Genomic DNA, 18,955 nt, shown 5'->3' with positions numbered 1-18,955 from the left:
ATGGCCGCATCCTCCCGCCAGTCCGCTGCACCCTACTACCTGATCGCCCTGCTCGCCTTTTCCGGCGTAGGCATTGCACTGCTTTCCCAGCATGTATTCAGCATCCCACCTTGCGCCTGGTGCGTCCTGCAACGCCTGATTTTCATTGTGTTGGGCGTATTCAGCCTGGTTGCTGGTGTGTTGCGTCAACTGGGGCATCAGCGCAGCTCTACCGTCGCCAGCTTGCTGGGTCTGGCTACCTCAGTAGGTGGCATTCTGGCTGCCTGGTACCAGGTATCGGTCGCGCAGCACCTGTTCAGCTGCGACCAGACCTTTGCCGATCGCTTCATCACCCAGTCCGGCCTGGAAAGCGGCTTGCCTTGGCTATTTGGTATTTATGCCTCCTGCATGGATGCACGCCAACCTTTGCTGGGGATTGAATACGCTTACTGGAGCTTGGCGCTATTTGTGATCCTGGGCCTGGGTTTGTTGCTGACGCTGTTCAAGCGACGAGGGGCCTGAGCGCCTGGGCAGCCACTACAGCCGTGAAGCCCTGCCTTCCAGCAGGGCTTTTTTGTTCCATCCCGCTCAATCAGGCATCAAACCCAAATCGGTATAAACAGCATCACGAACCTGATCCGGAAATGCACCAAACAGGCCTTCTGGAGCGGTATTGGTCATGCTGACAATGATGAGATCCTGCTGTCGATCAAACATCCACTTCTGCCCGAATGCACCGACCCACTGCAAGCTTCCAGCAGACATCGGCATGGTCCGCTCAGGCGGCTGTCGTGAAATGGCGGCCCCGTAGGTATAGCCCCAATTTGGCCACATGCATTTGGCAGAATATGGCACATGATCGGTAAACAGCGCTTCGCAATACGGTTTGGAAAGCAAACTCCCATTTCGCAAAGCCAGAAGTATGCGCATCAAATCTGCCCCGGACCCAAGCATGGATGCCCCCGCATAGATCGGCCTGGAGCGCTGTGACAGGCTCTGCTCATCAAACCGCAGCACGCCGATACCCAGATCCAACGCACCATCCACCCGCGTCAAGCAAGTCTCATGATTTTGATACGACATGGCCATCTGAAAATCATCGTGCTTGTAAAAGGAACAATGTCTCAAGCCCAAGGGACGACTAATGCTGTCCTCCAGTAACTCCGACAAGCCCCGTCCCGAAGCAATTTGCAAAGCCTGCCCCACCACATCCACTCCCAAGGAGTAACGCCAGCCCGTACCCGGTGCAAAACGTAGTGGTACGGAGCAAATACGTCGAAAATTCTCTTGCCAGCTCAGCTCTGGATCATCCAGCCCATCACTTACCTGGGCGTGAGCGTAGGCACTCTGCTCACCATCAATAAAACGATAACTAAGCCCCGATGTGTGAGTCAGCAATTGATGAATGGAAATAGGTGGACAAATAGAATTGAAACTGGGGCCGAAATGGGGAAGATAGCGCGTGATCCTATCTTTCAAAGAAAGCAGTCCCAGCTCAATCAAACGCAAGGCCAGCCAGGAACTGATTGTCTTGCTCAAGGACCCCAAACTGAAGACCGTATCTTCATGCATGGCTTGGGCCAGCTCCTTATTCGCCCAACCACCACTAAAACGAAATATCAGTTCACCTTGGTAAGCCACCAGCACCACGGCACCCATCACCCGGTTTTGCTCCAGGGCCTGCTCCAGCAAATGATGCAAGGCAGGAAATTCGATACCAGATTGAATACTGACTGGAATCTGCTCAGTGGGATCAGGATCTGTTAATGCCTGATCAGACTCGCTATCTTTACTTGGATTTTTCATCTTTGATTCCAGATAGAATGCGCACCAAGGCGCATGATTTATCGAAAGAAGCAAAGAAAATATAAGCCGATTATTAAATGATATGAAATTAATTCGTAGATTATAAAATCATCAAAAATAAAAAAATAATAGGTTTAATTTATATAAGAGGCTGATAATTAAAGCCTGAAAATAAAATATCCAAAACCACCCCGCAATCATAAATTCAAAAAAACCCGCCATAAAAGCGGGTTTTTCCAATCAGGCACAAGATCAAGCTATCAGTCCGTTACATCAGGCACTTCACGACCATTTTTGCGGCCTTCTGCCAACAGATTCAGATACGCCTCGTCCACATCCCCCGTAACGTACTCGCCGCTAAAGCAGGAGGACTCAAAGCCGGCAAAGCGTGGGTTCAAGTCACGCAAGGATTGCTCCAGATCGTGCAGGTCCTGATAAACCAGGCCATCCACACCAATTTCCTTGGCAACCTGATCCACATCACGACCTGTGGCGATCAGCTCGGAAACCGTAGGCATGTCGATGCCGTACACGTTCGGAAAGCGGACCGGTGGCGCTGCCGAAGCAAAGAACACCTTGTTCGCACCCGCGGCACGGGCCATATCCACAATCTGGCGGCTCGTTGTGCCACGCACGATGGAGTCATCCACCAGCAGCACGTTCTTGCCGCGGAATTCCATGGGAATAGCACTCAGTTTCTGACGCACCGACTTCTTGCGCACTTCCTGACCGGGCATGATAAAGGTGCGGCCCACGTAGCGGTTCTTGATGAAGCCTTCGCGGTAGTTCAGGTTCAAATGTGCTGCCAACTGCATGGCCGAAGGACGCGCCGAGTCAGGGATAGGCATGACCACATCGATATCGGCCAGACGCAGGTTCTTGGCGACGTTCTCGGCCAAGTACTCCCCCATTAGCAAACGGGCGTCGTAAACCGACACACCATCAACGGTGGAATCGGGGCGGGCGAAGTACACATACTCAAAGACACAGGGATTCAGGCGCGGGTTCTCGGCGCACTGGCGGCTGCTGAGATTACCGTCCAGATCCACAATGATGGCCTCGCCGGGCTCAACGTCGCGGACCAGCTCGAAGCCGCAACCGGTCAAGGCAACGGACTCGGAAGCAATCATCCATTCTTCACCCTTGGGCGTCACATTACGACCCAGGCACAAAGGACGAATCCCGTTCGGATCACGGAAAGCCACCAGACCGAAATTGGCGATTTGCGAGACTACCGCATAAGCCCCACGCGCACGGCGGTGCACAGCAGCGACGGCTTCAAACACTTCGTCCTGAGTCAGCTCAGGACCCGTGGCAGCGCGTTGCAGCTCGTGGGCATACACATTCAACAGAACCTCGGAATCCGAGTTGGTATTGATGTGGCGACGATCAATGGTGAACAGTTCTTCACGCAGCTCACGCCAATTGGTCAGATTGCCGTTGTGCACAAAGCTCAGACCAAATGGGGCGTTGACGTAAAACGGCTGCGCCTCCTCCACGCTCTGGCTGGAGCCTGCCGTGGGGTAACGCACATGGCCAATACCGCTATTGCCCGGCAAGGAGCGCATGTTGCGGGTACGGAATACGTCCCGCACCAGGCCAAATGCCTTGTGCATGCTGAAGAACTGGTCGTGCCAGGTCGCCAGCCCCGCTGCATCCTGCCCGCGGTGCTGCAGCAAGAGCAAACTGTCATAGATCAACTGATTTACAGGGCTGCGCGCAACAACCCCTACAACTCCACACATGATTGGTTCCCGTTAGTGTGTTCTCAATAAGGCAGCCATTCTGCCAGAGACGGCGGCAGCATGGCCTTAATCGACTGCACCGCGCGGATCGCAGGCTCGGCCAGCTTGGCCTGCTCCCACCACGGTTCCTTAGGTAAATCGGTATGCCCGGCCAGGATGACCAGAATCAGCACCAGCAGCACCCCGCGAGCCAGTCCGAACAGGCCGCCCAAGCCATGATCGGCGGGCGTCAAACCCGTTTGCTCGATCAAGCTGGCCAACAGCATGTTCAACAGGCCCACCAGCAGCAAGACCATAAAAAAAACGGCTCCGTAGGCCAAAGCCGTACGTAATAAGCCGTTTTCTACCCAGACTTGTATCCAGCCTGATGTGCGTGGCCCCCACCAGATTGCGGCCATGAAGGCCAGCAAATAGGCGCTGAGCGAAAGAACTTCCTTGATCAATCCGCGTATCAGGCCCAGAAGGCCTGATACACCCACAATTCCAAGGACGATATAGTCGAAGCTGCTCACTTAGCCGAGATAAAACTGTTCTCGTAACCGAGCGAGCGCAAGCGGGCCTGGGCTGCCTGAGCCGCTTCACGGGTGGGGAATGGCCCCACACGCAAACGATAGGTTGGCTTGCCACCACTTTGTGCCGTCTCTACATAGGCATTGGTCACGCCGGCCGATACCAGCTGATCACGACGCGACTGGGCATCGTTCTGGTTGGAATAGGCGACAATCTGCAAAATGAAGTTGCCTTGTTGCGTAGCAGGTTTAGCAGCAGCAGGGGCTGGTTTACTCGGTACACGGCCTTCCAGCAGGGCCAGCGCGTAGGAGCCGTCATCGGTACGGCCATTTTGTGCAGGCGCTGGGCTTGGCTTGGGTTTTTCGACAGGCTTGGGCTTCTCAACCGGCTTGGGCGGCTCTGGACGTGTGGTCACGGGCGGCGGCGCAGCGGGAGTGCTAGGTGTCGTGACAGGAGCAGGATCAGTTTCCAGACCGGGATTGACCACGGCCAGACCACCGTCGGTACTGGTGGAAGGATCAGTGACCAGCGGCTCGTCAGGTTGTTCGATGACAGGAGCAGGCGTGCCTTCTTGCACCACCAGCTCGCCAGGACGAGTCTGCACCGTGCCCTGCCCCGTTGTCTGACCGATGGGCCCCAGGGCCAAAGACTGCTCGGGCTCAGGTGGGGTCTTGTCGGCGGTCAGCATGGGCACCAGCACGACGACGGCCAGAACCAGAGCCAGCGCACCGATCAGACGGCGGCGAGCCCGTCCACGCAGTTCCGATAATTGTGAATCGCTGGAAGCACTGCCGCGGCGACCCGACGATGAGGAAGTATCGTTACGTGAAAATAAACCCATGAGCCCTAGACCTATGAAATAAGCAGTCTTACTGATATTCAGGAAGATGAACGGTCGTTTGCGGCTTCAAGTATTGGTCCTACTGTCGCAAACGAGCCAAACACGACAATTCTATCATTGTCACTGGCCTCTTTTAACGCCGCCTCGTAAGCGAGCTGAGGACTGTTGTAACTGGATACGACCGCTGACTCTTTACTGACCGAAGCGCGGGCAACCGGCCGAACACCTGGGCGATGCGAGCCGGATTCGGCCTCGGGTGCCAACACATCATCAGGCGTCTGACCACTGGCCAGAACAGCGCGTACATGATTGGCCAATTCTTCACCCGACATGCTGCGTGGGCCTTCCAGACTGGCACACATCCAGTGGTCGATACGGGTAGCCATGCGGGCGATCACGCCGTCCACATCCTTGTCCTTGTACATACCCACGACGGCAATCGTCTTGGGGTAAGGCGGCATATTGTCCAGGTTCTGCGCCAAGGCAGCCGCCGCATGGGGATTGTGGGCCACGTCAAAAATCACACAAGGCTGGCCAGGTTGAATCTGGAAGCGGCCAGGCATGTGAGCACGCAGCAAGCCGGCACGTACAGCTTGCGCAGGCACAGCCAAACGTGGGTGCAGCGACTCCAGCGCAGCTAATGCCGCAGAAGCATTCAGCAGCTGATTCGCTCCACGCAAGGCCGGGTAAGCCAGGGCAGCGCGGCGCTGATTGCGGCCACCGTAAGCCCATTGCTGACGGTCGCCGGAATAGTTGAAATCTTTGCCAAACAGCCACAATTGGGCACCAATTTCCTTGGCGTAATCCAGCATGGTCTGTGGTGGCACGGGGTCGGCACAGATCGCAGGACGATCGGCACGGAAAATATGGGCTTTCTCCCAGGCCACCTGTTCACGGGTATTGCCCAGGTACTCAGCATGGTCGATATCAATGCTGGTAATGATGGAACAGTCCGCATCAATGATGTTGACGGCATCGAGGCGACCACCCAGGCCCACTTCCAGCACCGCGACATCAACACGCTGCTCCTGGAACAGCAACAAGGCAGCCAGCGTGGAAAATTCAAAATAAGTCAGGGTCAGATCGCCACGAGCTTCGTTGATACGGGCAAATTGCGCCGTGATCTGCGCATCTTCGGCCATCTCGCCATTCAAGCGAATGCGTTCGTTATAGCGCACCAGATGCGGAGAGGCGTACACGCCTACCTTGTACGCGGCGGCCAGCAAAATCGCTTCCAGCATGGCGCAGGTCGAACCTTTGCCGTTGGTGCCCCCCACCGTAATGACGACAGAATCCAGTTTGATGTTCAGACGTTGAGCAACCTCGCGAATCCGGCCCAGGCCCAGATCAATGGCCGAGGGATGCAAAGTTTCCAGATAGGACAGCCAGTCACTCAGCGAGGAGTCGGCTTTCAGAACAGGATGAGTCATGGACAACACCAATTACAAAATAAAAACGGCAGGCGCTGATGATAGCACCTGCCGTGATCCAATACGCCTTAACTATCAGGCGAATACTGGTATTACTTGCGACGTGTGGGTGGCAAGTCCGTGCACGTCCCTTCTGCGACGGCAGCAGCCTTGCTGACCGACTCGCACAAGGTGGGGTGCGGGTGGATGGATTTGGCCAGATCGACCGGGTCCACACCCATTTCGATAGCCAGAACCAGCTCGCCAATCAGCTCGCCCGCATTGGTACCGACGATACCGCCACCCACGATACGGTGGGTTTCAGCATCGAACAGAACCTTGGTAAAGCCTTCGTCGCGGTTGTTGGCGATGGCACGACCCGAGGCAGCCCATGGGAACACGCCCTTCTCGACCTTGATGCCGTCTTTCTTGGCCTGATCTTCTGTCAAACCCACCCAGGCGATTTCCGGATCGGTGTAAGCCACCGAAGGAATCACGCGGGCATCAAAGAAGGATTTTTCACCGGCGATGACTTCAGCAGCCACGTGCGCTTCGTGCTCGGCCTTATGTGCCAGCATGGGCTGACCCACAATGTCGCCAATCGCATAGATGTGCGGCACGTTGGTGCGCTGTTGCTTGTCAACCGGGATGAAGCCACGATCTGTCACCTGCACACCGGCCTTCTCGACACCGATCTTCTTGCCATTGGGCGAACGGCCCACGGCTTGCAGAACCAGGTCGTAACGCTGCGGCTCGGCCGGAGCATTCTTGCCCTCGAAGGTCACCCAAATACCATCTTCGCGCGCTTCGGCGGCCACGGTGCTGGTTTCCAGCATCATGTGATCAAAGCGGTGCTTGTTCATCTTCTCCCACACCTTGACCACGTCGCGGTCTGCTCCTGGCATCAAGCCAGTTTGCATTTCCACCACGTCCAGGCGTGCACCCAGAGCCGAGTACACCGTACCCATTTCCAGACCGATGATGCCACCACCCACGATCAGCATGCGCTTGGGCACAGACTTCAGTTCCAGCGCGCCGGTGGAGTCCACCACGCGTGGATCGTCAGGCAGGAATGGCAGTTTTACCGACTGGCTACCGGCCGCAATAATGGCCGAGCCGAACTTGATCACTTTCTTGGTGCCGTCGTTGGCGGTCACTTCGATGTGGTTGGGGTCCAGGAATTGGCCGTTACCGACCACAACCTGTACCTTGCGGCCCTTGGCCATACCAGCCAGGCCACCGGTCAGCTTGCCGATCACCTTGTTCTTGTAATCGCGCAGCGCGTCGATATCGATTTGCGCTTCACCGAACTTGATACCGTGTGTTGCCAGGGACTTGGCTTCCTCGTAGACCGCTACGGTGTGCAGCAAGGCCTTGGAAGGAATACAACCCACATTCAAACACACGCCACCCAAGGTGCTGTAGCGCTCGACCAGAGCCACTTTCAGGCCCAGGTCAGCCGCTCGGAAGGCCGCGTTGTAACCGCCTGGGCCCGCGCCCAGAACGACCACATCCACGGAATCATCCGCGCCGCCCTGATGGCTGGCCGCCTGCGGAGCAGGTGCCGCAGCCGGAGCGGCAGCGGCCGGAGCCGCCGCTGCTTTAGGCGCTTCTTCTTGTTTAGCGGGTGCTGCAGCGGGAGCGGCTTGGCTCTCGGACGCTTCAATCTTGGCAATGGCCGAACCCTGGGAGACTTTGTCACCCACTTTGACCAGCAACTCCTTGATCACCCCTGCCTGAGCGGCAGGAATTTCCATGGAGGCCTTGTCGGACTCCACGGTGATCAGGCTTTGCTCGACCTCGACCGTATCGCCGACTTGCACCAGCACTTCGATGACATCTACCTCACCGGAGTCGCCGATATCCGGGACCGTCAGATCAATCAGACTCATGACAACTCCTTACAGTGCGATGCGACGGAAGTCGGCCAGCATCGTTGCCAGGAAGGCATTGAAACGGGCGGCAGCGGCACCATCGATAACGCGGTGGTCGTAGGACAGGGACAGAGGCAGCATCAGGCGTGGCTCGAATTCCTTGCCATTCCAGACTGGCTGCATGGAGGAACGCGACAGACCCAGAATGGCCACTTCCGGCGCATTGATAATGGGTGTGAAGTCCGTACCGCCAATACCGCCCAGCGAGGAAATGGTGAAGCAACCGCCTTGCATCTGGGCTGCGCTCAGCTTGCCATCACGGGCAGCGGCAGCCAGTTCGCCCGTTTCGCGAGCGATGTCCAGAATGCCTTTCTTGTCGGCATCACGGATAACCGGCACAACCAGACCGTTAGGCGTGTCAGCTGCAAAACCAATATGGTAGTACTGCTTGAGCACCAGATTGTCGCCGTCCAGCGAAGCGTTGAACTCGGGGAATTTCTTCAGGGCAGCTACGGCAGCCTTGATGACGAAAGCCAGCATGGTGACGCGAGCGCCGGACTTCTTGTATTCCTCGTTCAGCTCTTTACGCAGGGCTTCCAAAGAGGTGATGTCAGCCACATCGTTATTGGTGACATGAGGAATCATGACCCAGTTGCGATGCAGGTTGGCGCCCGAAATCTTCTTGATGCGCGAGAGGGCCTGCGTTTCGACTGGGCCAAACTTGGCAAAATCGACCTTGGGCCAGGCCAGCACATCCAGACCGCCCACTTGAGCAGCGGTACCGGCAGCAATAACCGGAGCAGCGCCGCCCGCCATGACCTGCTTCACAAAGCCACGCACGTCGTCAGCCGTAATACGGCCTTTATCGCCCGAGCCATGAACCTTGGTCAGATCCACACCCAGCTCGCGAGCGAACTTGCGTACGCTAGGCGAGGCATGCGGCAGATTGCGCAAGGAGCCTTCGGTTTCCGCAAAAGCGGCAGTGGGCGAAACACGCTCTGGAGCCGGCGCACCAGCACCGACCACCACCGAGGAGCTGGCAGCAGGAGCGGCCGCTGCTGCAGGAGCAGGTTCGGCTTTAGGGGCGGGAGCAGCCTCGGCCTTGGCTGGTGCCGGGGCTGCAGCAGCTCCTTGCACTGTCAGTTCCAGAATGTCACTACCCTGGCTGACCTTGTCACCCAGTTTCACTTTGATGGCCGTCACCACACCGGCGTGGGAGGACGGCACTTCCATGGAAGCCTTGTCCGACTCCACGGTGATCAGGCTTTGATCCACTTCAATGGTGTCACCCACTTGCACCATGATTTCGATAACGTCCACATCGCGGGCGTCGCCAATGTCAGGCACTTGAACGGTAACTTGCTGTTCACCACCGGCCGGGGCTGCCGCGGCAGCGGCAGGAGCCGCTGCGGGCGCAGCTTCAGCTTCAGGAGCGGGAGCAGCTTCGGCCTTGGCAGGCTCAGCGGCAGGCGCGGCCTGCGCGCCTTCGGCGGCTTCAAGTTCCAGAACCAGACTGCCTTCCTTAACCTTGTCGCCCAGCTTGACCTTGATCGACTTGACCACGCCAGCATCGGACGAGGGGATTTCCATGGAGGCCTTGTCGGACTCCACGGTAATCAGACTTTGCTCGACCTCAATGGTCTCGCCTTCCTTGACCAGGATTTCGATCACTTCGACAGCGTCGTCAGCACCGATATCCGGGATTTTGACTTGAATGATATTGCTCATGGTTCAGTCCCTTATGCGTGCTGCGGGTTGGCCTTGGAAGGATTGATGCCGTATTTGGCAATCGCCTCGGACGCTTTGCTGAACGGAAGCTTGCCGTCTTCAGCCAGCGCGCGCAGAGCAGCCAGCACCACAAAGTGACGATCAACCTCAAAGTGCTCGCGCAGCTTGAAGCGGTAGTCGGAGCGGCCAAAACCATCGGTGCCCAACACTTTGAAGGTGCGATCCTTAGGCACGAACGGACGAATCTGGTCGCCAAAGGCCTTGACGTAGTCGGTGGAGACCACGATAGGACCGTCCGTTTTAGCCAGTTGAGTCGTCACGTAAGGCACGGGCAGATCCTTACCTTCAGGATTCAACAGCGCAGCGCGTTCGCAATCCAGACCATCACGACGCAGTTCGGTAAAGCTGGTCACGCTCCAAACGTCGGAGCCAATGCCCCAGTCTTTTTCCAGCAGTTCCTGTGCTGCGATCACTTCGCGCAAAATCGTGCCCGAACCCATCAGCTGAACGCGCAGCTTGCTGTCCTTGGCCACGGACTTGAACTTGTACATACCGCGCAGGATGCCGTCTTCGTCGCCTTCGACCAGACCGGGCTGAGCGTAGTTCTCGTTCATCAGGGTGACGTAGTAGTACACGTCTTCCTGGTCCTGAACCATGCGCTTCAAACCATGCTGCATGATGACAGCCACTTCGTGAGCGAAGGTGGGGTCGTAGGATACGCAGTTAGGAATCAGCGAGGACTGAATATGGCTATGGCCATCTTCGTGCTGCAAACCTTCACCGTTCAAGGTGGTGCGACCGGCAGTGCCGCCCAGCACGAAACCGCGTGCCTTCATGTCACCCGCTGCCCAGGCCAGATCGCCAAAGCGCTGGAAGCCGAACATGGAGTAGTAAATGAAGAACGGAATCATGATGCGGTTGCTGTTGGAGTACGACGTGGCCGCCGCAATCCAGGAGCTGAAAGCACCCTGTTCGTTAATACCTTCCTGCAACAACTGACCATTGGCCGTTTCGCGGTAGTACATGACCTGGTCTTTATCGACCGGGGTGTACTTCTGGCCTTCCGGTGCGTAAATACCGATCTGACGGAACAGACCTTCCATACCAAAGGTACGGGATTCGTCTGCCAGGATAGGTACGGCACGAGGACCCACTTGCTTGTCGCGCAGCAAGGTGTTGAAAAAGCGCACAAACGCTTGCGTCGTGGAAATCTCACGGCCTTCGGCAGTGGCTTCCAGCATGGGCTTGAATGCGTCCAGGGTCGGCACGGTCAGCTGTTCATCGGCCTTGGTGCGACGCTTGGGCAAGTAGCCGCCCAATGCCTGACGGCGGGCGTGCAGGTACTGCATTTCTGGAGAGTCATCAGCGGGCTTGAAGTAAGGCAGCTCTTCCAGTTTGTCATCAGGAACCGGGATGTTGAAACGGTCGCGGAATTCGCGCACGGCGTCCAGATCCAGGCTCTTTTGTTGGTGCGATGGGTTCTTGGCCTGGCCCACGTGGCCCATGCCGTAGCCCTTGATGGTCTTGGCCAGAATAACGGTAGGCTGACCTTCGTGCTTGGTGGCAGCGTCAAACGCAGCGTACACCTTGTGAGGATCGTGACCGCCACGGTTCAGACGCCAGATGTCCTCGTCGCTCATGCGGCTGACCATTTCCAGCAGCTTGGGGTGCTTGCCAAAGAAGTGCTCGCGAACATAGGCACCGTCGTTGGCCTTGTAGGCCTGGTATTCGCCGTCCACGGTTTCTTCCATGACCTTGCGCAGGATGCCTTCCTTGTCACGGGCCAGCAATGGATCCCAGTAACCGCCCCAGATCAGTTTCAGCACGTTCCAGCCAGCACCACGGAAGGTACCTTCCAGCTCCTGGATGATCTTGCCGTTACCGCGTACAGGACCGTCCAGACGCTGCAAGTTACAGTTCACGATGAAAATCAGGTTGTCCAGTTTTTCACGTGCTGCCAGACCGATGGCGCCCAGGGATTCGGGTTCGTCCATCTCGCCGTCGCCCAGGAACACCCAGACTTTACGGCCGCTGGTATCAGCGATGCCACGGGCATGCAGGTACTTCAGGAAACGAGCCTGGTAGATCGCCATCAATGGGCCCAGACCCATGGATACGGTGGGGAACTGCCAGAATTCGGGCATCAACTTGGGATGCGGGTAGGATGGCAGGCCTTTACCATCAACTTCCTGACGGAAGTTATTCAGTTGATCTTCGGAGATACGGCCTTCCATGAAGGCGCGGGCGTAAATACCGGGCGAGGAATGGCCCTGGAAGAACACCATGTCGCCGCCGTGATCTTCGGTTTCAGCGTGCCAGAAGTGGTTCTGACCGCAGCCAATCATGGTGGCCAGCGAAGCAAAGGAGGCAATGTGACCGCCCAGACCACCGCCATCAGGAGGGGTTTCGCGGTTGGCGCGCACCACCATGGCCATGGCGTTCCAGCGAATGTAGGAACGGATACGCTCTTCGAGCATCAGATTGCCAGGGTGGGCAGGTTCCAGACCGGGAGGAATCGTGTTCTCGTAAGCCGTGTTGGGCGAGAACGGGATGTGAGCACCGGAGCGACGGGCCAGATCGATCAGCTTTTCGATCAGATCATGAGCACGGGCCGGGCCTTCACGGTCCACCACTGCTTCCAGGGCGTCAAGCCACTCTTTTGTTTCTAGGGCTTGGTCTTGACTGACCTGAGCCGAACTATTGTCTTGGGTTGAGGACATATAGTGTCTCCATATATGTGGTAGTAGTCCGGTCTTGCTCGACGCTGAGCCGCCCATCTAATAAGAAGTAAAGCGATCCTGACCGAAGCGGGTTTTGCGGACTGTGAGCGTTCAAGGCGGGGTACGCCTGCACCAAACCATTCTAGGAAAGAACACAGAAACGCTCAAGCAAAATTTCATTTTATGGTATGTGTTTTCATAATACGAAATATCACTAAAAAAAATAGCCCTACATTACAATCCAGCCATACTTCTTTTCTTGCTGTTATGGCTACTCATCCCAAAAAGTCTCTGATCCCTTCAACCTTCTATGATCAGGCCAAGCAGAATCGGCGTGGATTCTATTGGCTGACACCGGTTGTCGTGCTGTTTCTCTACCTCTGTGTCATGGGGGTATTCCTGTGGCTGCAGCGTTTGCAGAACGATAGCGTCATGTTTGTGACCATCGATCAGGAAACGCGCCAGCAACGCCTGATGATGGTGATTCTGGCCCTGTCCCTGGTGATTGTGGTCAGCTTGCTGGCCCTGTGGCGCTATACCCGCTTCCGCACCCACGCCGAGGCAGCACAAACCGCCGAGACGGGTTTCCGGCGTGCCATGGAAAACTCCATGTCCACGGGGATGCGCGTTTTTGACATGCAGGGCCGCATTGCTTATGTGAACCCGGCTTTTTGCAGAATGATCGGCTGGAACGAGGCCGATCTGGTCGGTCGCACCGCCCCCTTCCCTTACTGGCTACCCGGTCGTCACCAACAACACCAGGAAACCCTGGACCTTTTGCTGTCCGGCCGCACGCCCAGCAGTGGTCTGGAAGTGGAGGCTCAGCGCCGTGATGGCTCGCGCTTTACGGCCCGTATGTATGTCTCGCCCTTGCGTGCCCCTAATGGAGAGCAGATCGGCTGGATGACTTCCATGACGGACATTACCGAACCCAAGCGTATTCGCGAAGCCCTGACCGCCGCCCATGAACGCTTCATGACGGTGCTGGAAGGTCTGGATGATGCCATTTCCGTGGTGGCCGATACATCGGAAGGTCTGGAACTGCTGTTTGCCAACCGTACCTATCGTCGTTTCTTTGGCGCCCAATCCAATGGCCACGCTGAATTGCTGGGTGGCCGCCTGGGTCGTTTTACGGATGAAACCGTAGAGATCTACTCCGAATCGGCGGCTCGCTGGTTCGAAGTTCATCACCGTATGCTGGCCTGGACAGACGGCCGCCGTGTCCGTCTGCAAGTGGCGCGCGATATTACCGACCGCCGCAAGCACGAAGAAGCCTCGCGCATTCAGCAGGAAAAGGTGCAGCTGACCAGCCGCCTGACCACCATGGGCGAAATGGCCTCCTCGCTGGCGCACGAATTGAACCAGCCGCTGACGGCCATCAATAACTACAGCATGGGCGCAGTAGCCATGCTGAAATCCGGTCGCTACCAGCCTGAAACCTTGCTGGCCGCACTGGAAAAAGCGGCCCAGCAAGCCGAGCGCGCGGGCAAGATCATCAGCCGTATTCGTGAATTCGTGAAACGTAGCGAACCGCGCCGCGTCCGCGTCAAGGTCATGCGTATTGTGGAAAATGCCGTCGGCTTTGCCGAAATCGACGCCCGCAAGCGCCAGATCGAGATTGAATTGAGCATTCCGGACCCCGTTCCTGACGTCATTGCCGACCCCATTCTCATAGAACAGGTATTATTGAATCTGCTCAAAAATGGGATCGAAGCCATGGAACACAGCGAGCATCATGTGCTTCAATTGGTGATTACCCAACAAGAATCGCTTTTGGAGATGGCCGTCATCGATCGCGGTCATGGCTTGAAAGACCCCGAGCGCCTCTTTGAACCGTTTTACAGTACCAAGTCCGAAGGCCTTGGGATGGGCCTGAATATCTGTCGCACAATTATTGAATCGCATCACGGCCGCCTGTGGGCTGTCGGCAATCCAGAGGGTGGAACGATTTTCCGTTTCAGTCTACCTTGTGCGGCACCGGATGTAACGGACACCCTTGATAACAAACTGGAGATACCCGAATGACCAGCCCGCAAATGCCATGCACCATTTACGTAGTCGATGACGACGAAGCCGTACGGGACTCCTTGCGCTGGCTCCTGGAAGCTAACGGCTATCGGGTCCGCTGCTTTGCATCGGGCGAAGAGTTTCTGGGCGCCTACGACCCGGCCCAGGTGGCTGTCCTGATTGTGGACGTGCGCATGCCCGGCATGAGCGGCCTGGAGCTGCAGGAAGCCCTGATCGCTCGCAAGTCGAACATCCCGATTGTGTTCATTACCGGCCACGGTGACGTACCCATGGCCGTGAGCACCATGAAGAAAGGCGCTATCGACTTTCTGGAAAAACCCTTTAACGAAGCCGATCTGCGCACCATCGTCAGCCGCATGATCGAACAGGCTACGGCTCGTGCCTCCCAAGCGCAGGCACAGAAAGATCAACAAGAAGTCCTGGGCCGCCTGACAGCGCGCGAGCAGCAAGTGCTGGAACGCATTGTTGCCGGTCGCCTGAACAAGCAGATTGCTGGGGACTTGAACATCAGCATTAAAACTGTCGAAGCGCATCGCGCCAATATCATGGAAAAACTGGAAGTCACTACGGTTGCCGACCTCATGAAAATCGCCCTCACCAAGTCCGAGGATGCGTAAATGAGTGCTCGCATTATTGATGGAAAAAAGCTGTCCACCGCCATCAAGGCGGACGTTGCAGAACGCGTTGCCAAGCTGAAACAAACCCACGGCATTCAAGCCGGTTTGACCGTGGTGCTGGTCGGTGAAGATCCGGCCTCCCAGGTCTATGTACGCAACAAGGGCCTGGCATGCGAAGCCGCTGGCCTGAAATCCGAAATCATCCGTCTGCCTGCCGACACCACCGAAACCAAGCTGCTTGCCCTGATCACTCGTTTGAATCAGGACAGCTCGGTGCACGGCATTCTGGTTCAGTTGCCCCTGCCCGCCCATCTGGACGAGCACAAGGTGATTGAAACCATTGCACCGCACAAGGACGTTGACGGTTTTCACGTCAGCAATGCTGGCATGCTCATGACGGGCAAGCCGCTATTTGCACCTTGCACGCCCTACGGTGTCATGAAAATGCTGGAATCCGAAAACGTGGCACTGCGCGGTGCAGAAGCCGTAGTCGTGGGCGCCAGCAATATCGTGGGCAAACCCATGGCCATGCTCTTGCTGGCTGCGGGCGCTACCGTCACCCTCTGTAACTCCAAAACGCGCGATCTGGCCGCCCAGACACGCCGTGCCGATGTGCTGGTCGCTGCTGTAGGCCGCCCTGGCATCATTACCGGCGATATGGTCAAGCCCGGTGCCGTCGTGATCGACGTGGGTATCAATCGCGGAGCAGACGGCAAGCTGTGCGGCGACGTGGACTTTGCCAGTGCCAGCGAAGTGGCCTCGGCCATTACGCCCGTACCCGGCGGCGTGGGCCCCATGACCATTGCCATGCTGCTGGTCAACACCTTGGAAGCGGCCGAACGTTCGGCCAACATCAGTCTTTAATTTAATCAACGGTTTATGACGACAAATCCCTTACTGGTTCCTATCGACAGCCTTATTGACTATCCCGCCATCCAGCCCGAGCACATCGAGCAGGCGGTGGACCAACTGCTGGCCTTGGCCCGCCAAGCCGTAGACACAGTCTCCAACGACGATAGCGAACCCACTTGGGACAACATCGTCGAGCCCATTACCGACGCCACCGAAACCTTGTATCGCGCCTGGTCGGTGGCCGGTCACCTGAACTCGGTCGTCAACACGCCCGAACTGCGCACGGTGTACAACCAGTGCCTGCCGCGCATGAGCGAGTTCTCGACCTGGGTGGGCTTGAACCGTCCTTTGTTCCTGCGTTATCAGGCGCTGGCCGACAGCCCGGCCTTTGCCACCCTGACGCCCCAGCGCCAACGCATCATTACCCTGGCCCTGCGTGATTTCCGCTTGAGCGGCGTGCAACTGGAAGGTCAGGCGCGTGAAGACTACGCCCGTATTTCCGAAGAGCTGGCGCAAACCTCGCAGCAGTTCTCCGAGCATGTACTGGATGCGATTGATCAGTGGCATTACCTGGTCACCGACCAGGCCGAACTGGACGGCATCCCGGACGACGTGCTGGCCGCCGCCCAACGCGCTGCTCAGGAACACGATCAGCAAGGCTGGCGTCTGACATTGAAAATGCCTTGCTACCTGCCTGTCATGCAATACGCACGCAACCAGACCTTGCGTGAGTTGATGTACCGGGCCTACACCACCATTGCCTCCGATCAGGGCGATGCCCAGTTTGATAATTCCCAGGCGATTGAAACGCTGCTGGATCTGCGTGCCCAGGAAGCCAGCCTGCTCGGTTTTGCCAGCTACGCCCATATGCGTCTGGAAACCCGCATGGCCGACACCCCGGAACAGGTGATGAGCTTCTTGCGCGATCTGGCTGCCAAGGCTCGCCCTTACGCCCGCCAGGACCTGGACGAGCTGCAAGCCTTCGCCAAAAAGGAGCTGGGCCTGGACACCCTGCAAGCCTGGGATGTGCCGTTCAGCGCTGAACGCCTGCGTGAACAGCGCTACGCCTACTCGGAAGACGAGGTCAAACAGTACTTCACGGAACCCGCCGTTCTGAACGGCCTGTTCAAAGTCATTCAGCGCTTGTTTGACGTGACACTGCGCGCCGCCGACGTGCCTGCCTGGCATCCTGCCGTACGCCCCTTTGAAGTCATGGCTTCCGACGGCAAAGTTCTGGGTTATCTGTACATGGACCTGCACGCCCGCCAGGGCAAGCAAGGCGGTGCCTGGGTCGATAGCGAACGCAGCCGTCGCCGCCTGGGTGAACAGCTGTGCCTGCCTATTGCCTACCTGGTATGCAATTTTGCCGAACCCCAGCCCGGTCGCCCCGCCCTGCTCACGCATGACGATGTGATCACCCTGTTCCACGAGTCCGGCCACGCCCTGCACACTCTGCTCTCGCGTGTGGATGATCCAGCCGCCTCGGCCTTCTCCGCCGTGGAATGGGACGCCATCGAATTGCCTTCGCAGTTCATGGAAAATTTCTGCTGGGAATGGCCTGTGGTGCAAATGTTGACGGCCCATGTGGAAACCGGTGAGCATCTGCCCCGTGCGCTCTACAACAAGCTCAATCTGGCCCGCAACTTCCAAAGCGGCATGCAAATGGTGCGCCAGCTGGAGTTCTCCCTGTTTGACATGCTGATCCACTCGCGTGACAGCGGTCTGAGCATTGAAGCCGTCATGGAGATTCTGGATCAGGTTCGCCAGGAAGTCGCCGTGCTGTTTCCGCCTGAGTGGCACCGTTTCCCGCATCAGTTCTCACACTTGTTTGCGGGTGGCTACGGCGCGGGTTACTACAGCTACAAATGGGCTGAAGTCCTGTCCGCCGACGCCTACTCGGCCTTTGAGGAAAAAGCCTATACCCACTCGGATGGAGCACGTGATACCCTCGACAGCAATACGGGCCATCGCTTCTGGCGCGAGATTTTGTCCGTAGGGGGCGAACGCCCGGCTGCCGACTCCTTCCGGGCTTTCCGTGGCCGCGATCCTTCCATTACCGCCCTGCTCCGTCACAGCGGGCTCACTCCAGAGCCAGCTTGAACCCAGAGGACGTCCATGACACCCAGCCCAGTAAAGTCCATTCTTGTCTTGTTTAAACAGTTTGGCCTGACACTGGCGCTGGGCTTGTTCCTGCTAGGCAGCGCTGCCGCTGCCAATCTGCATCCCGTACGTGGCTTCCTGCCCGATCTGCGTTTTTCCCTGCAAGCCGCTGGCCCCAAAACCGTCACCCAGGATGACTTCAAGGATAACGTCGTCATGATGTTTTTTGGCTATGCCAGTTGCCCGGATATTTGCCCCACCACCTTGGCTCAACTGGGCCTGGTCATGGAAGAGCTGGGGAACGATGCCGAGCAGGTGCGCATCATCTTTGTCAGTGTGGACCCCCACCGCGATACACCCGACTCCCTGGCCCGTTATGTGGCCGCCTTTGATGGCAAGCACACCACAGGCCTGACAGGCTCTGAAAAGCAGATTGCCGATCTGGCCCGTCGTTACCGAGTGGCCTTCCAGATTGAAAAACCCGATCCCAAAGCACCCGAAAACTACGAGGTCTCGCACAGCCGTGGCGTATATATCTTCGATCAGCAAGGCCGAGCGCGATATCTAGCACCGGATACCGAGTCGGTGCAGGTTCTGGCGGATGGGGTACGCAGTCTGCTGAACTAAGCGGGCTTGGGCCTGAATCAAACCTCAGATCAGACTGGCCAACAGCGCCCTCAGCACAACAACAACAACAACAACAACAACAACAACAACAACAACAACAACAACAACAACAACAACAA

General features: G+C 57.2%; 14 protein-coding genes. 6 read left to right on the top strand and 8 right to left on the bottom strand.

Annotation, left to right across the window (positions count from 1 at the left end):
• Entirely contained in the window at positions 1-501 is a 501-nt protein-coding gene (locus tag WFM49_RS16335) for a disulfide bond formation protein B (protein WP_021446550.1), read from the top strand.
• A 66-nt stretch (positions 502-567) separates the two neighbouring features.
• Here the strand turns inward: WFM49_RS16335 and WFM49_RS16330 are convergent, their stop codons facing one another.
• From WFM49_RS16330 to aceE, 8 genes are all read right to left on the bottom strand, one after another.
• Positions 568-1,785, bottom strand: a complete 1,218-nt coding sequence (locus WFM49_RS16330) for a serine hydrolase domain-containing protein (RefSeq protein ID WP_336974334.1) — start codon at positions 1,783-1,785, stop codon at positions 568-570.
• Positions 1,786-2,045: 260 nt separating this feature from the next.
• A complete protein-coding gene (gene purF / locus WFM49_RS16325; RefSeq protein WP_009457026.1) occupies positions 2,046-3,530 on the bottom strand; it encodes an amidophosphoribosyltransferase in 1,485 nt (494 codons plus the stop codon).
• 23 nt (positions 3,531-3,553) lie between these two features.
• Complete coding sequence (locus tag WFM49_RS16320; RefSeq protein ID WP_009457028.1) at positions 3,554-4,042, bottom strand: CvpA family protein; 489 nt, start codon at positions 4,040-4,042, stop codon at positions 3,554-3,556.
• Positions 4,039-4,881 (bottom strand): SPOR domain-containing protein, encoded by an 843-nt coding sequence (locus WFM49_RS16315; RefSeq protein ID WP_250755741.1) that lies wholly within the window; start codon positions 4,879-4,881, stop codon positions 4,039-4,041. Before WFM49_RS16315 ends, WFM49_RS16320 begins: the two co-directional genes overlap by 4 nt.
• Before the next feature lie 38 nt (positions 4,882-4,919).
• Entirely contained in the window at positions 4,920-6,311 is a 1,392-nt protein-coding gene (gene folC, locus WFM49_RS16310; RefSeq protein ID WP_009457032.1) for a bifunctional tetrahydrofolate synthase/dihydrofolate synthase, read from the bottom strand.
• A 92-nt stretch (positions 6,312-6,403) separates the two neighbouring features.
• On the bottom strand, positions 6,404-8,182 hold the full coding sequence (gene lpdA / locus WFM49_RS16305; protein ID WP_336974330.1) for a dihydrolipoyl dehydrogenase: 1,779 nt from the start codon (positions 8,180-8,182) through the stop codon (positions 6,404-6,406).
• Positions 8,183-8,191: 9 nt separating this feature from the next.
• Positions 8,192-9,892, bottom strand: a complete 1,701-nt coding sequence (gene aceF, locus WFM49_RS16300) for a dihydrolipoyllysine-residue acetyltransferase (protein ID WP_021446548.1) — start codon at positions 9,890-9,892, stop codon at positions 8,192-8,194.
• Positions 9,893-9,903: 11 nt separating this feature from the next.
• On the bottom strand, positions 9,904-12,612 hold the full coding sequence (gene aceE, locus WFM49_RS16295) for a pyruvate dehydrogenase (acetyl-transferring), homodimeric type (protein WP_021446547.1): 2,709 nt from the start codon (positions 12,610-12,612) through the stop codon (positions 9,904-9,906).
• A 267-nt stretch (positions 12,613-12,879) separates the two neighbouring features.
• Between aceE and WFM49_RS16290 the strand changes: the two genes are divergently transcribed.
• Genes WFM49_RS16290 through WFM49_RS16270 form a run of 5 tightly spaced genes read left to right on the top strand, consistent with a single transcriptional unit; the run spans position 12,880 to position 18,836 of the window.
• Positions 12,880-14,637 (top strand): PAS domain-containing sensor histidine kinase, encoded by a 1,758-nt coding sequence (locus WFM49_RS16290; RefSeq protein ID WP_009457049.1) that lies wholly within the window; start codon positions 12,880-12,882, stop codon positions 14,635-14,637.
• On the top strand, positions 14,634-15,257 hold the full coding sequence (locus WFM49_RS16285; RefSeq protein ID WP_042480818.1) for a response regulator transcription factor: 624 nt from the start codon (positions 14,634-14,636) through the stop codon (positions 15,255-15,257). Before WFM49_RS16290 ends, WFM49_RS16285 begins: the two co-directional genes overlap by 4 nt.
• Positions 15,258-16,121, top strand: coding sequence for a bifunctional methylenetetrahydrofolate dehydrogenase/methenyltetrahydrofolate cyclohydrolase FolD (gene folD / locus WFM49_RS16280; RefSeq protein ID WP_026483301.1), 864 nt, complete (start codon positions 15,258-15,260; stop codon positions 16,119-16,121).
• A gap of 15 nt (positions 16,122-16,136) precedes the next feature.
• Positions 16,137-18,209: a M3 family metallopeptidase gene (locus WFM49_RS16275; RefSeq protein WP_254499179.1), complete on the top strand. Its 2,073-nt coding sequence runs from the start codon at positions 16,137-16,139 to the stop codon at positions 18,207-18,209.
• Between the two features lie 15 nt (positions 18,210-18,224).
• Positions 18,225-18,836 carry an SCO family protein gene (locus WFM49_RS16270; RefSeq protein ID WP_250755744.1) on the top strand — a complete coding sequence of 204 codons (612 nt, stop codon included), beginning with the start codon at positions 18,225-18,227 and terminating at the stop codon, positions 18,834-18,836.
• Positions 18,837-18,955 lie beyond the last annotated feature (119 nt).

The organism is Alcaligenes sp. PF14 (assembly GCF_037150615.1).
GTDB lineage: Bacteria > Pseudomonadota > Gammaproteobacteria > Burkholderiales > Burkholderiaceae_B > Alcaligenes > Alcaligenes phenolicus.
Note: the sequence above shows the minus strand (reverse complement) of the source record. Positions and strands in the feature narration are given on the sequence as shown.

What these genes read in the sequence shown, in the direction of transcription:
- WFM49_RS16335 (WP_021446550.1), top strand. Translation starts at nt 1, where the DNA reads ATGGCCGCATCCTCCCGCCAGTCCGCTGCACCCTACTACCTGATCGCC.
- WFM49_RS16330 (WP_336974334.1), bottom strand. Translation starts at nt 1,785, where the DNA reads ATGAAAAATCCAAGTAAAGATAGCGAGTCTGATCAGGCATTAACAGAT.
- purF (WP_009457026.1), bottom strand. Translation starts at nt 3,530, where the DNA reads ATGTGTGGAGTTGTAGGGGTTGTTGCGCGCAGCCCTGTAAATCAGTTG.
- WFM49_RS16315 (WP_250755741.1), bottom strand. Translation starts at nt 4,881, where the DNA reads ATGGGTTTATTTTCACGTAACGATACTTCCTCATCGTCGGGTCGCCGC.
- folC (WP_009457032.1), bottom strand. Translation starts at nt 6,311, where the DNA reads ATGACTCATCCTGTTCTGAAAGCCGACTCCTCGCTGAGTGACTGGCTG.
- lpdA (WP_336974330.1), bottom strand. Translation starts at nt 8,182, where the DNA reads ATGAGTCTGATTGATCTGACGGTCCCGGATATCGGCGACTCCGGTGAG.
- aceF (WP_021446548.1), bottom strand. Translation starts at nt 9,892, where the DNA reads ATGAGCAATATCATTCAAGTCAAAATCCCGGATATCGGTGCTGACGAC.
- aceE (WP_021446547.1), bottom strand. Translation starts at nt 12,612, where the DNA reads ATGTCCTCAACCCAAGACAATAGTTCGGCTCAGGTCAGTCAAGACCAA.
- WFM49_RS16290 (WP_009457049.1), top strand. Translation starts at nt 12,880, where the DNA reads ATGGCTACTCATCCCAAAAAGTCTCTGATCCCTTCAACCTTCTATGAT.
- WFM49_RS16285 (WP_042480818.1), top strand. Translation starts at nt 14,634, where the DNA reads ATGACCAGCCCGCAAATGCCATGCACCATTTACGTAGTCGATGACGAC.
- folD (WP_026483301.1), top strand. Translation starts at nt 15,258, where the DNA reads ATGAGTGCTCGCATTATTGATGGAAAAAAGCTGTCCACCGCCATCAAG.
- WFM49_RS16275 (WP_254499179.1), top strand. Translation starts at nt 16,137, where the DNA reads ATGACGACAAATCCCTTACTGGTTCCTATCGACAGCCTTATTGACTAT.
- WFM49_RS16270 (WP_250755744.1), top strand. Translation starts at nt 18,225, where the DNA reads ATGACACCCAGCCCAGTAAAGTCCATTCTTGTCTTGTTTAAACAGTTT.